At 61.3% G+C, this 15,175-nt stretch carries 12 protein-coding genes; 4 read left to right on the top strand and 8 right to left on the bottom strand.

What is annotated here, in order from left to right:
* Position 1: 1 nt before the first annotated feature.
* Positions 2–1,723, bottom strand: coding sequence for a malto-oligosyltrehalose trehalohydrolase (gene treZ / locus BDB13_RS21595; protein WP_094273628.1), 1,722 nt, complete (start codon positions 1,721–1,723; stop codon positions 2–4).
* 101 nt (positions 1,724–1,824) lie between these two features.
* Positions 1,825–3,846: an MFS transporter gene (locus BDB13_RS21590; protein WP_254922910.1), complete on the bottom strand. Its 2,022-nt coding sequence runs from the start codon at positions 3,844–3,846 to the stop codon at positions 1,825–1,827.
* A 178-nt stretch (positions 3,847–4,024) separates the two neighbouring features.
* On the opposite strand from BDB13_RS21590, the gene BDB13_RS21585 reads away from it, so the two are divergent.
* The 3 genes from BDB13_RS21585 to BDB13_RS21575 are packed head-to-tail and all read left to right on the top strand — an operon-like array spanning position 4,025 to position 5,319.
* The gene (locus BDB13_RS21585; RefSeq protein ID WP_094273627.1) at positions 4,025–4,213 is read left to right on the top strand and encodes a DUF1918 domain-containing protein; all 189 of its coding nucleotides are present in this window, start codon (positions 4,025–4,027) and stop codon (positions 4,211–4,213) included.
* A 55-nt stretch (positions 4,214–4,268) separates the two neighbouring features.
* Positions 4,269–4,907, top strand: coding sequence for a TetR/AcrR family transcriptional regulator (locus tag BDB13_RS21580; RefSeq protein WP_441347205.1), 639 nt, complete (start codon positions 4,269–4,271; stop codon positions 4,905–4,907).
* A gap of 55 nt (positions 4,908–4,962) precedes the next feature.
* Positions 4,963–5,319, top strand: a complete 357-nt coding sequence (locus BDB13_RS21575) for a PLD nuclease N-terminal domain-containing protein (RefSeq protein WP_094273625.1) — start codon at positions 4,963–4,965, stop codon at positions 5,317–5,319.
* A 1-nt stretch (position 5,320) separates the two neighbouring features.
* Here BDB13_RS21575 and BDB13_RS21570 read toward each other — a convergent pair whose 3' ends face one another.
* Positions 5,321–6,193, bottom strand: a complete 873-nt coding sequence (locus BDB13_RS21570; protein WP_094273624.1) for a LysR family transcriptional regulator — start codon at positions 6,191–6,193, stop codon at positions 5,321–5,323.
* A gap of 83 nt (positions 6,194–6,276) precedes the next feature.
* Here BDB13_RS21570 and BDB13_RS21565 point away from each other — a divergent pair, with 83 nt between their 5' ends.
* Entirely contained in the window at positions 6,277–7,173 is an 897-nt protein-coding gene (locus tag BDB13_RS21565; RefSeq protein WP_094275088.1) for an EamA family transporter, read from the top strand.
* Positions 7,174–7,218: 45 nt separating this feature from the next.
* On the opposite strand, the gene BDB13_RS21560 is transcribed toward BDB13_RS21565, so the two are convergent.
* The 5 genes from BDB13_RS21560 to glgX all read right to left on the bottom strand — a co-directional run bounded on the left by BDB13_RS21560 (position 7,219) and on the right by glgX (position 15,174).
* Complete coding sequence (locus tag BDB13_RS21560) at positions 7,219–8,469, bottom strand: putative Ig domain-containing protein (RefSeq protein ID WP_094273623.1); 1,251 nt, start codon at positions 8,467–8,469, stop codon at positions 7,219–7,221.
* A gap of 202 nt (positions 8,470–8,671) precedes the next feature.
* Entirely contained in the window at positions 8,672–9,595 is a 924-nt protein-coding gene (locus BDB13_RS21555) for an NADP-dependent oxidoreductase (protein WP_094273622.1), read from the bottom strand.
* Positions 9,596–9,666: 71 nt separating this feature from the next.
* The gene (locus BDB13_RS21550) at positions 9,667–10,479 is read right to left on the bottom strand and encodes a mycofactocin-coupled SDR family oxidoreductase (protein ID WP_094273621.1); all 813 of its coding nucleotides are present in this window, start codon (positions 10,477–10,479) and stop codon (positions 9,667–9,669) included.
* 83 nt (positions 10,480–10,562) lie between these two features.
* Positions 10,563–12,914: a malto-oligosyltrehalose synthase gene (treY, locus tag BDB13_RS21545; protein ID WP_094273620.1), complete on the bottom strand. Its 2,352-nt coding sequence runs from the start codon at positions 12,912–12,914 to the stop codon at positions 10,563–10,565.
* A gap of 10 nt (positions 12,915–12,924) precedes the next feature.
* Entirely contained in the window at positions 12,925–15,174 is a 2,250-nt protein-coding gene (gene glgX, locus BDB13_RS21540; RefSeq protein ID WP_094273619.1) for a glycogen debranching protein GlgX, read from the bottom strand.
* Position 15,175: the final 1 nt, after the last annotated feature.

Below are 15,175 nucleotides of genomic sequence, written 5' to 3'. Positions count from 1 at the left end.
GTCAGTTCTCCAGTACCACAAATGAATGCCCGGGCACCACAGTTGCGGACGCGGTCTCGTCCTGCGTCGGTAGATCCCACCAGAGAATGGGGGTTCCGCCGGCCGGGACGTGGGCCGCGTCCGTTCCCAGATTGCAGACGATCTGTAATGCGCCGCGTCGCAGCGTGATCCACTGCTTACCCTCGTCGTAGTCGACGTGCAGGTGCCCCAGCCAGGGATCGGTGAGCTCGATTCGCTTCTTGCGCAATGCAAGTAGATCCCGGTAGCAAGATAGAAGGCGCGGGTGGGGGCCCGCGTCGAGCTCATCCCAGTTCAACTTCGATCGCAGAAACGTCTGCGGGTCTTGGGGATCGGGGATGTCGTCGGTGTTCCAGCCGTGGGCCGCGAATTCGGCCTTGCGTCCGCGTGCAGTAGCCGCGCCCAGTTCCGGTTCCGGATGTGACGTGAAGAACTGGAATGGCGTCGACGCGCCCCATTCCTCGCCCATGAACAGCATCGGCGTATACGGCGAGAGCAGGACGAGTGCCGCTTTGATCGCGAGTTGGCCCGGCGTCAGATAGGCGCTGGGACGGTCGCCGATTGCACGGTTTCCGATCTGATCGTGAGTGCAGGTGTAGGCCAGCAGAGCGCTGGCGGCCTGCTGCGAAATGTCGAGTGGACGGCCATGAGCCCGTCCGCGGAACGACGAGTACGTGCCCGCATGAAAGAACCCGCGCCGCAAGGTGTTCGCCAGTGATTCCAGAGATCCGAAGTCCGCGTAGTAACCCTGCCGCTCGCCGGAAACCGCAGTATGGATCGCATGGTGGATGTCGTCGTCCCATTGCGCGTGAAGACCGAATCCGCCCGCCGCTCGGGGAGTGATGAGGGTGGCGTCGTTGAGATCGCTTTCGGCGATCAGCGTCAGCGGCCGGCCGACATGGGCAGACAGTGTTTCGGTGCGGACTGCCAGTTCCTCGAGAATGTGAGTTCCGCTGTGGTCGACCAGCGCATGGACGGCGTCGAGGCGCAGACCGTCGATGTGGAAATCACGCATCCAGCGCAACGCGTTTCTGATGATGTATTCACGTACTTCGCCGGACTGCGGACCGCCGATGTTGACGGTTCGACCCCAGGTGTTTGCACCGTCGGCAATGTACGGGCCGAAACGCTCCAGATAGTTGCCCGACGGGCCGAGATGGTTGTAGACGACATCCAGGATCACGCCGAGTCCGCGATTGTGGGCGGCATTTACCAAGCGCTGCAATCCGTCCGGACCGCCGTACCCTTCGTGGACCGTGTACCAGAGCACGCCGTCGTAACCCCAGTTGTGGGTGCCGTTGAAACCGTTGACCGGCATCAGTTCCACAAACCCGACACCGAGATCGACGAGGTGATCGAGGCGGGAGATCGCGGCGTCGAATGTTCCCTCAGGAGTGAATGTTCCGACATGCAGTTCGTACACCGATGATCCAGCGAGTTGGCGGCCGGTCCAGAGTGCGTCCGTCCACACCGATTCATCGAGCGCATGGAGTTGGGAGAGTTGGTGCACGCCTTCGGGTTGGCGCGGTGACCGCGGGTCGGGGAGTGTGTTGCCATCGACCACAAATCCGTACCGCGCGTCGTTGGGGCATTCGATCTCGCTTCGCCACCAACCGTCGGCGGCGCGTGTCATCTCGTGAACTTTGCCGTCGACGTCGACCTGAACTGATTCTGGAGTGGGCGCCCAGACCTCGAAAGTGTGCACCCGATCAGCATGCCTGGTTCAGTGCTGATGTGCCGCACTTGAGTGCACACGACCCGGTCGCAGATAGCCAGATGTGACCGAGTGCAGCGACTTGTGTGCACTCACGCGCGCGTCGGCGCAAGTGCCTCATCCAGCGGAACGTTGAAATCGACAGATGTCGATTGCGCAATCACCGCAATTTGCCGAGCCTGTGAGCCTGCGCCGCCAGGTGCGAGTGCTGTGAGGATGTACCGCCCGGAAGCCGGCAGCGCTATCCCGTAGTACCCGGTCTCATCGGTGAGGGTTGAGGCGATGAATTCACCGGTCGGTTTGGTCAGCGTGACAATGGTTCCCGCGATGGACAGTCCGTCGACACTGACTGTCCCGGAGATCGTGAGCCGCTGGCCCAACGTCACGGTGTGCGTCGATTGTGCGTCGTCGAAGTGCAGGACCTGCGATGTGGGGGACCACCCGTCGGCGCTGGTGATCACGAGGTAGCGTCCGGGTTCCGGTAGGGCCAACGAGAACACGCCCTCGTTGTCGGCGCGGCTCCAATCGATTGGCTGACCGTCAATGTCCATGACAGTGACAACGGCTTGCTTGACCGGCCTCTGATCATCGCGCACCACACGCCCGGCGACAACGATTTCATTCTCGGCGGAGGGGATTTCGAATCCCTCGGGCGTGACGGGTGGCAATGCGGATTCAGGTTTGGCGCCGTACCGCGGAATGAAGGCGGCTGCAATGACTGCGCCGACTGCGGCAAGGGCAGCGAGCCAGAAGATGTTCTTGAATGCGCCGAGCGCCGGCAACCCTTCGCCGGGACCGGAGGGGATGACCATCGCGGTGAGCATGGCCGCGACCACGGCGCTGGACATGGAAGTACCGACCGAGCGCAGTAGTGAATTGAGACCGTTGGCCGACGCGGTTTCGGTGATCGGCACAGACCGCATGATCAGCATCGGCATTGCCGAATACGCGATGGCGGTACCGATACTCACGACGGCAGCACTGATCACGATCAACGGAATCGAACCGGTGAGGAAAACACGGGCGACGTATGCGAGGGCGAGGACTGCGCCGCCGACCATCAGCGTGATCTTGGCGCCGAACCCTTTGGTGATCTTGGCGGAGACAGGCGCAAAGAAGACCATCGCGAGGCCCGCGGGAATCATGCACAGACCGGCTGCCATGACGCCGAGTTCGAACCCGTAGCCGGAGATCTTGGGCATCTGCAACTGCTGCGTCGTCGAAAGGTTGTTGGCGTACATCGAGAATCCGACCAGAGCGGAGGCAACGTTGGTCAGCAGGACCGGCCGTTTTGCCGATGTTCGTAGATCGACCATGGGTTGGGTCACGCGAAGTTCGTATGGGAACCACAGCGCGAGTACAGCGAATCCGAGGCCGAACATCAGGATTGTCGGCTCACTGGTCCAACCCCAGCGCGCACCTTTGGAGATCGCCAGAAGGAGGGAGGTCAGGGCAATGGAGAGCAGGATGGCACCTAGGAAATCGAATTTCCCGCGGGTTCGGACACTCGATTCCGGGATGACCACGGCGACTGCGACTATCAGAAGTACACCGACCACGGCCGAGAGCCAGAAGATCGCTTCCCATCCGAACTGTTCGAAGATGAAGCCGGACAGTGGTAGACCCAGGGCACTACCGATTCCGAGAGTCGCACTCATCAAGGCGGTTGCCGACGCGACCTTTTCCTTGGGCAGTTCGTCGCGCATGATGCTGATGCCGACCGGGATCATCGAGATCGCGAACCCTTGTAATGCGCGTCCGATGAGGAGCGTGAGAAACGTGCCGCCGACAGCGGCGATCAGTGACCCGATGACGATCATCGTCATCGAGATCAACATCATTCGGCGTTTCCCGAACATGTCCGCGAGTCGCGACACGATCGGCGTTGCCACTGCACTGGTCAACAGAGTCACGGTGACAAGCCACGACGCGTTGTCCGAGCTGACTCCGAGAATCTTGGGGAAGTCGGGGAGTAGCGGAATCACCATGGTCTGCTGTAGTGCAACGACAGTTCCGGATAGGCACAGGATCAGCGTGATCAGTCGACTGGAACGGCGGGTGGCCGGGGCGAGCGGAGTGACGGGGGATGTCTCAGGTGCTGAGTGCAGTGCCAAGAGGTGCGGTCCTTCCCTCAGGCGCGGGTGAATGATTGTTCACCGACAAGTGAACCACTGTTCACCTGGTTGGCGCCACATCCGAGTGGTGTGGATTCAGTCACCGCGAGATCTGCGGGTTATGTGGCGCCTCCGTGGGGAACACGCAAAGAGAGTGTTCGCTCGAGGGAGGAAATTCATGCATGCCCAGGTAGGTGATCGTCTACATGTACAAGGTCGGGTTGTCGGTCAGGCCGAGACGTCGGCCGAAGTAATCGAAGTGCACGGGGAGAACGGTGCTCCGCCGTATCTTGTGCGCTACGACGACGGCCATGAAGTTTTGGTGTTTCCGGGCAGTGACGGTTGGATAGATCATCCGAAGAAATAGCTGCTGAACTGCAAGTTTTTTTCTTTGCGTCAAGACTGCATTGAATGCGTATAGAGTGCCCCGCGTGAGCGAGAAACGGCACTACAGTTCGCAAGTGAGGACCGATGCAGCCCGTCGAACGCGTGAGTTGATCCGCGACGCCGGTGCTGCGCTCTTTGTCGAGAAGGGCTACGTCGGGGCGACAGCCAAGGACATTGCCTCAGCCGCGGGAGTTGCGCCGCGAACAGTGTTCACTGCGTATCCGGGTGGCAAGCTCGAGATTTTCGAAGCTGCGTTAGCGCATGCGCTCGACGCGGACTTGGACACATCGGATTCCGGTGTGCGTACCAACGCGTCGGATCCCGATGACGTTCGCAGGCTGGTGTCGCAGATCGTCGAACAAGGCATCGGACTGCTCGAGCGTGCGGGCATGTTGATGATGGTGGCGGTGGAATCGTCGGGAGCCGATGCAGATATGCGTCGGCTGGCTCTCGAGACGTCCGACCAGTCGTCGGTCAATGCGATGTCGATTGCCGAAGGGCTTGCAGAACACGGGCTGATCCGTCGTGACATCTCGGTGGAGAAGGCAGCCGGAGTGCTCACGGCACTGGTCTCGCCTCAACTGCATCAGCAACTTCGTCGCACCAGTGGGTGGGGTATCGACGACTATCGAAGCTGGCTCGAGTTCAATATTCGCGCCAATCTTATGTACTAATTGGTCTGTTCTCGTTAGCATGACGAGAGTTTTCGAACCCAGGAGGAAAAGAAGCGTGCCTTACGCATTATTTGGACTGATCACGATGTTGCTGTGGATCTTCTGCATCGTGGACGCCATCACTCGCGATGATGCGTACATCCAGCACTTGCCCAAAGTTGTGTGGATTCTCGTGATTATCTTCCTTCCCACCTTGGGTTCGGTTCTGTGGCTGATCGTCGGGCGCGGGCACAACGCACCGGTTGGATACGTCGGACCAACCGGATACGGCGAATACGAACGTCCGGGGCGGGCATTGGCACAGGATCCGGCTGCCGACGAAGAGTTCTTGCGCCAGTGCCGTGAGCGAGCCGAGGCGCAGCGTCGGATCGGCAAGCAGCAGCGCCTCGACGGCGAAGCCGGCGGCGCCTGACTCAGCGGTACTTCATCAGTCGATCGAGTACGAGCCGAAGCGGAGGCCACGACGATCTTCCGCGTCGTGTCACGGCATAGGCCGTGAGGATGACAGGTGGTTCGGTGAGCGGCATGATCCGTACGCCCGGGCGGGTTTTGCGTTCGGCGGGCATGAGTCCAACGCCGTGTCCGTCGAGGATCAGCCGTTCGACCAGATCGAGACTGTCGATCTGATGAGTGATCCTCGGTGTGAACCCCGCCAGAGATGCCAGAGTGCGGACGGCTCGTTCGTCGGCGGTGTTCCGCGAGTTCACGATCCACGGAGTCTCGGCGTATGAGCCGAGTTCGGCGTGTGACACCGTCGTGTTGTCGGGAATTCCCAGACCCCAGGACGTCGACCACAGGGGGATCGCCTCCAAGAGCGGACTCGGTGATGCGGGCGCGAGGTTGTAGTCGTAGGTCAACGCGAGATCGAGGTCGTCGCGTTCGAGTAGCGCAAATGCCTCCAGTGGTTCGAACTCACTCATCACGACATCCACGGTGGGATGTGTGCGACCAAGCTCCCGAACAACGGGAAGAAGTGCTGTTCGGATCGCGGTCGCAAACCCGCCGACGCGCAAAGTCCCGACGGGTTCGGCGTCTGGATCGAGATCGAGCCACGCTGCTTCGAGCGCTGCAAGAATCGTGACCGCATGGTCGGCGAGCCGCTGTCCCGCGGGAGTGAGACGAACGCGTCGACCTTCTGGTTCGATCAACTGAGTGCCGATTTCGGCAGTCAAAGCGGCCAGTTGCTGCGACACCGTCGACGTGGTCAGGTTGTGTGTTTCGGCAACTGCGCGCATGGATCCGAGGCGTGAAAGTTCGAGCAGAAGGTGCAGCCGACGTGTTTCCATCCGTTGATCATTCACGATTTCTGAACATTATGTCGGTCAAAATCGCGTGGACGCGAACGGTGGTCGTCCCGTTCACTGGGGGCATGGATCTTCGAGTGCGCGCCGGCGTCGGTTTGGCTGTTGTATCGATGCTGTGTGTTCAGCTCGGCCTCGCGGTGTCGGTCGGTCTGATCGACCAGCTGGGCGCCGACGGAGCCGCGTGGCTGCGACTTGCGTGGGCGGGAGTCGTCCTTCTACTCATCGTCAGGCCACGGCCGTCGGCATTCACTCGAAACGCTTTTCTAGCCTGCCTGGTTCTGGGTGTTGTCACCGCAGCAATGACGCTCTTGTTCATGGCGGCTGTCGAGCGTCTTCCGTTGGGTACCGCAAGTGCATTGGAGTTCCTGGGGCCACTGACCCTTGCACTGATCCGTGGCCGCGGCCGAATCCTCTGGCCGGTACTGGCAGGCATCGGCGTCGTTTTTCTGACCGAACCGTGGGCGGGAACCGTCGATCTGTTGGGTGTTGCCTACGCGCTCGGCGCCGCACTGTGTTGGGCTCTGTACATTCTGCTCACCCAACGTGTTGGCGACGAGGTGGCAGGGATTAACGGCTTGGCTGTCTCGATGGCCGTGGCCGGGTTGGTGGCGACAGTTGCCGTGGGTTCGTCAGCCGTCGATCGTTTGACACCGCACCTCATCCTGGTGGGCCTCGGACTCGCGATTTTGCTGCCCGTCGTTCCCTTTGCCTTGGAAATGGTTTCGCTGCGAAGGCTCTCAGCAGCGGCGTTCGGGACCCTGATGAGTCTGGAACCCGCCTTCGCGCAGTTGATCGGTTTTGTTGTGCTGCACCAGGTGCCGAGCCTCTTGGCGGTGGCCGGAATTGGGTGCGTAGTCGTGGCCGGCGTCGGCGCAGCACGCGGCGGTGGGCGTAAGCAGGCCGAGGTTGCGCAGGCGGTGCAACCACCCGAATCTGAGCGAACGTACCTTTCGTCGCCTTAGATAGAACGAAAGGCGCGTTCGCTCAGCGGCGAGGCGTGCTCGCTGTCAGGATCCGAAAATTGGGCCGAGGAAATCGAGAGACCCGGTCGACGGAAGGGCGGCTTCGGTGATCTCGACGGTAACCGGCAAGGGATTGGCCTCGCCCTCGCTGTTGGAGGCCATGACGGTGAAGGTGAATGATCCTGTCTTGGTGGGGGTTCCGGACAGCACTCCGGCCTCGGTGAGTATCAGTCCTTCAGGCAATGTCCCGGTGGAGGTGACAGTGAAGGCGGGGTATCCGGTCACGGTAAAGGCGTAACTGTAAGGCTGGTCGATCGAACCGGCCGGCGGTGTCCCGGTGACGGTGGGAGCCGACAGCGGGTTCAGCGCGAGGACATGTGCGCCGCCGGCAGAGATAGCGGTGTGGCCGATACCGGCGGCTGCCTGCCCGACGTCGTTGAGTCCCCAGGTGACGATCTGGCCGTCGGCGGTGAGCGCGGTGGAGTACCAGGTGCCAGCCGATATCGCGATGTAGCCGCCGTCAGTGGGTGCGTCCCAGCGCTGCCCCATGGTGACATCTCCCCAGATGGTGATGTGGCCGTCGTTGGTGAGTGCGAGGGAATGATTGCCGCCGGCGGAGATGGCGGTGTAGCCGCCGTTAGTCGGCATTCCATCGGCCTGCCTGTAGTCGTTGTTTCCCCATTGGGTGATGTGGCCGTCGGCGGTGAGTGCGAGGGAATGATTGCCGCCGGCGGAGATCGCGGTGTAGCCGCTGTCGGTGGGTGCGCCGGTGGTCTGCGCGCCCCAGTTCTTTATGTGGCCGTCGGCGGATAGTGCGAGAGAATGGTCTTGACCGGCGGAGATGGCGGTGTAGCCGCTGTCGGTCGGGATGCCGTCGGCCTGACCCCAACTGGTGGCTCCCCAGGTCTTGATGTGGCCGTCGGCGGTGAGTGCGAGGGAATGGCTGGAGCCGGCGGAAATCGCGGTGTAGCCACCGTCGGTCGGCGCGTTGTTGGCCTGGCTGCGGGTGGTGTCTCCCCAGGTTTTGATGTGGCCGTCGTTAGTCAGCGCGAGGGAATGCGAGCCGCCCGCGGAGACGGCGGTGAAATCGCCGGAAAGTCCGGTGGCCTGCCCGGCGTTGTTATATCCCCAACCCGTGATGTGCCCGGCGGGTGATACCGGCACCCCGTCCGGTGCCGCGGCGGCAGTACCGATCGCACCACCGATAGTCATCGTGAGTGCGAGCGCAGCAGTGCCGAATGCCGCAGTGGTGCGGGACCGTCGCTGGGATGGACGTAGCCGATCGAGAACAGTCACAGGTGTTGCCCTTCCGATTCTTCGTGCCCCGTTCGGGCGCGTGTAGCGATTGCGGGAGGCAATCACCAAACTGGAAGATATCGGACATTTTGGTTGTGCGGAGCGGTTTGATGTGGCCGCTTCTGGCCACTATTTGATGCAAATCATGGTGGCCACAAATGCCCCTGTGACGAGGGGCCTCGTCGTGGGTTTGCGGGGATACTTACGGAATCAGGATGAATTTTCCGGCTGGGTGCGAATTCTGTAATTCGGTGTGTGCCTCTGCGGCATCGGAAAGCGGAAAAGTCTTAGCTATCTTCACATTCAAACGTCCGGATCCGGCAAGCTCGGCCAGTCCAGCCCGCGCATTCAGGCGTGCCTGCGCGCTCTCCGGAGTTCCTCCACCGACGGAGCGGAAGCCGTCTTCCTGGGCGCGTCCGAATGCCACGATCGTGACGATGCGAGATTTGTCCGCCACCAGCGCCAGGGAGGTGTCGACGGCTTCGTCCGTGCCCGCGGTGTCGAAAGCGGCATCGACAGAACCCAATTCGCGAACTCGCGTTTCGAGTCCGTCGCCGTAGAGGACCGGCGTCGCGCCCAGAGAGCGGACGTACTCCTGATTGGAGGGTCCGGCTGTTCCGATCACGGTGGCGCCGCGGGCTACCGCAAGTTGAACCGCTAGTGCTCCGACACCACCGGATGCGCCATGGATCAGGACGGTGTCGCCAGAGTCAACCCGGATCGTGTCGAGTGCGTCGACGGCTGTCCCGCCAACGAGGAGGAGGCCAGCGGCCTGTTCCCAACTGATCGAGGCCGGTTTCGGTGTGAGTGACGTAGCCGGGACAACTACCTGTTCGGCGTACAGGCCGTTCCCGGGGCTGACGATTACCTCGTCGCCGACGGCAACAGTGGTGACGTTTTCGCCGATCGCCGAGACGATTCCAGCGGCCTCACCGCCGAGGTGAATGGGCAACTTACTCGGGTCGGTTCCGAATGCGCCGCTGTAAAGCTTGTAGTCGAAAGGATTGACGCCGATTGCTTTGACGTCGACCAGTACTTCCCCTGGCCCGGGCGACGGAACCTCCACGTCGATCAGCTTCAGAATTTCGGGGGTTCCGTATGTCTGCGCTACAACAGTTTTGGTCATGTGTTGTGCAACGAGCCTGACGGGAACTGATATTCCCGTCAGGCTCGCACAATATTCGCGTCTGTTTGAGATCAGCGAATCAAGGTACCCAGATCGAGCGGCATGGCAATGCCGGTGATGTGGTGTGCCTCGTCGGATCCGAGGAAGGCGACAGCGGCAGCGATGTCCTCGGGCTGGCTGACGGGATCGGGGAGGGTTCCCATGAAGATGGGGCCGAGGGTTCCGGCGTTGGCAGCGATGAGGGGATTCATGTCATTGACCAGCATGCCGGTTGCCACACCGTGGGGGTGAATGGTGTTGACACGAATGTTGTACTGCCCCAACTCCGATGCCATGGTCTTCGCGAGGCCGGTGACACCGTGCTTGCTGGCGACGTAGTGGCCGAGGAAGGGGAGGCCACGAAGGCCGGCGACGGAGCTGGTGAAAATAATCGATCCACCGGTGCCCTGCTTGATGAGGTGCGGAATCGCGGCCTTGGCGGTGTGGAAGACGCCGGTCAGGTTCACGTCCAACGTTTCCTGCCACTGCTCGGGCGTGATCTCCCAGGACATGTTGGCAGAACAGATTCCGGCGTTGGCGACGACGACGTCGAGGCGGCCGAGCTCGGCGATACCGGCATCGAGCGCAGCGGACAGTGCCGCGAAGTCACGGACGTCGGTCTTCGTGGCGACGATTCGACGGTCGAGCGCCTTGACCAGTTCGACAGTCTCAGCGAGGTCTTCCTCGGTGGCACCGTCATACGCAGTCGAGCCGAACGTGACGCACGCGTCGACGGCAATGATGTCGGCGCCTTCCTGCGCGAGGCGAACTGCTTCGGCGCGGCCCTGACCACGTGCGGCTCCCGTGATGAATGCGACCTTGCCGGTGTACCGATCTGCGGACATGTTCTGCAACCTCCGAGTTGGCGAAATGAATTTGTCCTTGAAAGTTAGCGTATCGAACGACGCTGCGGATGCGCTTTGCCCGTTCAGTGGGCAGGTTTTCGGACCAACAGAGCCGTCGGGCTACCGGCAAGGATGGCCAGCATCCGATTCGACGTAACCAGGCGTCCGTTCAAGGTGTCGGTCCAGTCACCGTCCGGAAGATTGAGAGTGGTGTCGCCCCATCCGTGATCGGCCAGCATCATCGAGTGGCGTGTGGCCACCGCGACAACTGTGGGTTCTTTTTCCGCCGGACCCCGCGAAAACGCGATGACGTGGCCGGACCTGGCACCTGACGCCAGAATCGGCCGATAGGTTCCGCCCACAAACCAGTCGGGGTTCTCACGTCTGAGCTGCAAAGCTGTCCGGACGAGATGCAACTTCGCACCGCCGGTGGCGTCGACGGGAGCCGCCGGACCTTCCAGCAACGATCGCCGGATGTCGAAGTTGACCAGGCGCCTGTTGTCCGGGTCCACGAGGGAGTCCTCCCACAGTTCCGTGCCCTGGTAGATATCCGGGATTCCAGGACCGCAGATCTGAAGGAGCTTCTGGCCCAACGAGTCCGACCAGGAATGACGTGCAATGCGCAACACCAGATCCGAAATCGACTGTCCGACCGGGCCGTCGATGACGTTGTCGATCCAGTGGTGAACGGCAGCCTCGAACGTCGAATCAGGAGAGTTCCAGGAGGTCCGCACTGCGGCTTCGCGAATCGCTTTTTCCGCGTAAGCGTGAACCCGTGATCGGAAATCGGGCGCAGGTTCACCCACCGGCCAGACCCCGACGAGGTTCTGCCACAAGAACAATCCCGTCAAGGGGTCAGGACTGGGGGCCGCCTCTTCCCAATCCTGAACCAGTCGCGACCACAGTGTCGGCATCTGGGACAGCACACTGATTCGCGCGCGAACGTCCTCTCCGCGTTTGGTGTCGTGAGTGGACAGGGTGGTCATGGCTTTGGGCCACAGGCGTGCACGATCTGAGTTGGCGAGGTGGAATTCGGCGACCGAGACGGCGAACGCTGCGGGATTGCCGCCGACTTCCTGACGGGAGATCAACCGTGCCGTCCGATAAAACAATCGATCCTCGACGGACTTGGCCATCACCGCGCCACATATCTGTTGGAAGCGGATCGCCGCCTCGCCGCCGATTGAAAGTGCTTGTGCCAGAGCGTTGAACGGCTTCTCATGGCCGGGAGCAAGTTCGTGGATCTCACCAAAAATACGAGCAGTCAGGCCGGCGAGTGGACTGTAGTCGGAGCGGTACACGGGCATTCGCGCAATGGCTACGACGACGGCGTCAGTCAACGACTTGTTGCTGCACAGGCTTCCAGTTTCGAGTTGGATCGCACGCACCAGTCGGCGGATTTCGGGTGCAAGGTCACCCCGCGCGGTTTCACGTTTGAACTGACGCTCCGTGTGATGCAGCCACGCGCGATCGCCGTCGTTGCCGGTCAACACTGCGGAAAGTTCCGAAAATTCGTGTTCGGCACCAGGATCGACAAAAACGCCGCCGAGTTGATTCAGAGCGTCGTAGCCGGTGGTGCCGTCGACGGGAAGTAGTGGATCGAGCGGTTCGGTGTGCCCGAGAATCTTCTCGATCACGATCCATTGGTCCGGGCCGATAAGTTCGCGTAGTTGTACGAGATAGCTTGCGGGATCGGCCAGTCCGTCGGGATGGTCGATCCGAACTCCGTCGATCAATCCCTCGTCGACCCAGGATTTCAGTTCGCGATGGCACAGTTCGAATACACGGGGGTCTTCCTGACGGAGTGCAGCCAGTTCATTGACCGTGAAGAACCTTCGGTAGGTACTGATTCCGGCGTTCCACGGGACCAAGCGGTAGGCCTGTCGCTCGTGAACCTCGCTCGGCGAACCCGATTCGGTTCCCGGCATGATCGGGAACCGGTGCTCGTAGAACGTGAGTAGCGGTGCGCCGCTGCTGTAGTCGATCTGCAGGGCATCAAGATCTGCCGGTTGTCCCAGCACCGGGAGTGCAAGCTTTCCGTCAGCGCCGTTGTCATGGTCCCAGTCGATGTCGAAGAAGTGTGCGTACTCCGAAGACTGTCCGTGTGTGAGAACATCCCACCACCAGGCATTTTCCTGGGGCTTGGCGACGCCGACGTGATTGGGCACCAGATCGACGATCAACCCCATGCCGTGTTCACCCGCGCGATGAGCAAGTTCGACCAACGCATCGCGGCCGCCGAGACCTTCGGCAACTGTCGTCGGATCGGTGACGTCGTAACCGTGTGTTGATCCTGAGGTAGCGGTCAGGATCGGGGACAGATAGAGGTGCGAGACGCCCAGTCCGTCAAGGTAATCGACCAACTTCGCAGCATCGCGGAGGGTACAGGCGTCGGGCCGCAACTGCAGTCGGTATGTGCTGGTGATTGGCGCCATCGTGCTCTCCTCAGGCTGTCCGGCGAAGGACCATCAATGCGCGGGCTTTCACGTCGAGAATCGTTCCAGCGTTGATCACGACACCACTCTCGCCCGTCGGCACCGAGGTATCAAGGACCACAGTCCATTCCGATGCGTAGTCCGAGTTCGGAGTCGAGAATTCCATAGACTCGTGATGCGCGTTGAAGCACAAAAGAAATGAATCTCCGATGACCCGTTCGCCGCGATAGTTGGGTTCGGGGATCGCCTCGCCATTGAGGAAGACGGCCAACGACTTTCCGAATCCGCTGTCCCAGTCGGCCGGCGTCATTTCTTCGCCGGATGGAGTGAGCCAGGCGATGTCGCGACTCTGATCACCGCTCCGGATGGGTTGTCCTTCGAAGAAGCGTCGACGTCGGAACACGGGGTTCTTTGCGCGTAATGCGATGGCACGCTTGGTGAACTCGACAAGATCGGCATTGGACTCCGCGAGTGACCAGTCCATCCACGACAGTTCGGAGTCCTGGCAGTAGACGTTGTTGTTGCCGTGTTGGGTGCGGCCCATCTCGTCGCCGTGGGCGAGCATCGGAGTGCCCTGGCTCAGCATCAGAGTGGCGAGGATGTTGCGGCTTTGGCGGCCGCGCAGTTCGAGGATGTCGGGGTCGTCGGTCGGACCTTCGACGCCGCAGTTCCAGGATCGGTTGTGAGATTCGCCGTCGTTGTTGTTCTCCCCGTTGGCCTGGTTGTGCTTGTCGTTGTACGAGACGAGATCGTGCAGGGTGAACCCGTCGTGGGCGATGACGAAGTTGATGCTGGCACCCGGCCGTCGGCCGGTCGCTTCGTAGAGGTCCGAAGATCCGGTGAGGCGGGAGGCGAATTCGCCGAGCGTCGCCGGTTCTCCTCGCCAGTAGTCGCGGACGGTGTCGCGGTACTTGCCGTTCCACTCGGTCCACAGTCCGGGGAAGTTGCCTACCTGGTAGCCACCTTCGCCGACGTCCCAGGGTTCGGCGATCAGTTTGACCTGGCTCACGATCGGATCTTGTTGCACCAGATCGAAGAACGCGGACAGGCGATCGACGTCGTGCAGTTCTCGGGCGAGAGTCGACGCGAGGTCGAAGCGGAATCCGTCGACATGCATTTCGGTGACCCAATACCGCAGTGAGTCCATGATCAGCTGCAGGGTGTGCGGATGGCGGGCGTTGAGGCTGTTACCGGTGCCCGTGTAGTCCATGTAGTGGACCTCGTCGCCGTCGACGAGTCGGTAGTAAGCGGCATTGTCGATTCCGCGAAAACTGATGGTGGGGCCGAGGTGGTTGCCCTCGGCGGTGTGGTTGTAGACCACGTCGAGGATGACTTCGATTCCCGCCTGATGGAAGCTGCGCACCATTGCCTTGAATTCTGCGACTGCCGCATCGGGTTTCGCGGCCGACGAGTAGTCGGTGTGCGGTGCGAGAAATCCGAATGTGTTGTAGCCCCAATAGTTTCGCAGTCCCTGATCACGAAGGACCTGATCGTGCATGAACTGATGGACGGGCATCAGTTCGATTGCGGTGATTCCGAGGTTGGTCAAATGCTCGATGATCACCGGATGTGCAAGTCCGGCATACGTTCCTCGAAGTTCTTCCGGTACACCGGGGTGGGTGGCCGTCATGCCTTTGACGTGCGCTTCGTAAATGACGGTCTCGTGGTACGGGCGCCCGGGTGAGCGATCCGACGCCCAGTCGAAGAACGGGTTGATGACCACCGTCGACATCGTGTGACCGAGTGAATCATGTTGAGGGAAAGAGATTGTCGCAGGTTCGTCTACCGGTGCATCCGCGTCGTCGACGATGGGAGGGTCGACGGGAACCTCGGAGCCTTCAGCGTCGTCGCTGGGTTCTGGCTCTGGTTCCGGTTCCGAAACAGCCTCGACGTCGTACGAGAACAGCGACCGATCTCCGTCGAAGTCTCCGGCAAATGCCTTGCCGTAGGGATCGAGCAACAATTTGCTGGGATCACAGCGGTGTCCGGCGGCGGGATCGTACGGCCCGTGCACCCGATAGCCGTATCGCTGGCCTGGGGATACCGACGGGAGGTACGCGTGCCAGACGTACCCGTCGACTTCGTCCAGGCGGATTCGGGTTTCGGTTCCGTCCTTGGCGATCAAGCAGAGCTCGACGGCATCCGCGACCTCGGAGAACAGCGAGAAGTTGGTGCCCGCACCGTCGTAGGTTGCGCCGAGGGGATATGCGCTGCCGGGCCACACGGCAAGGGGAGTGAGTTCGCTCGGCGGGTGATCCATG

It is taken from the genome of Rhodococcus sp. OK302 (assembly GCF_002245895.1).
GTDB lineage: Bacteria > Actinomycetota > Actinomycetes > Mycobacteriales > Mycobacteriaceae > Rhodococcus_F.
The sequence above is the reverse complement of the archived record's forward strand: the minus strand, read 5'-3'. Positions and strand labels throughout refer to the sequence as shown.

What these genes read in the sequence shown, in the direction of transcription:
- BDB13_RS21570 (WP_094273624.1), bottom strand. Translation starts at nt 6,193, where the DNA reads ATGGAAACACGTCGGCTGCACCTTCTGCTCGAACTTTCACGCCTCGGA.
- treY (WP_094273620.1), bottom strand. Translation starts at nt 12,914, where the DNA reads ATGGCGCCAATCACCAGCACATACCGACTGCAGTTGCGGCCCGACGCC.
- glgX (WP_094273619.1), bottom strand. Translation starts at nt 15,174, where the DNA reads ATGGATCACCCGCCGAGCGAACTCACTCCCCTTGCCGTGTGGCCCGGC.
- BDB13_RS21555 (WP_094273622.1), bottom strand. Translation starts at nt 9,595, where the DNA reads ATGACCAAAACTGTTGTAGCGCAGACATACGGAACCCCCGAAATTCTG.
- BDB13_RS21565 (WP_094275088.1), top strand. Translation starts at nt 6,277, where the DNA reads ATGGATCTTCGAGTGCGCGCCGGCGTCGGTTTGGCTGTTGTATCGATG.
- BDB13_RS21550 (WP_094273621.1), bottom strand. Translation starts at nt 10,479, where the DNA reads ATGTCCGCAGATCGGTACACCGGCAAGGTCGCATTCATCACGGGAGCC.
- BDB13_RS21585 (WP_094273627.1), top strand. Translation starts at nt 4,025, where the DNA reads ATGCATGCCCAGGTAGGTGATCGTCTACATGTACAAGGTCGGGTTGTC.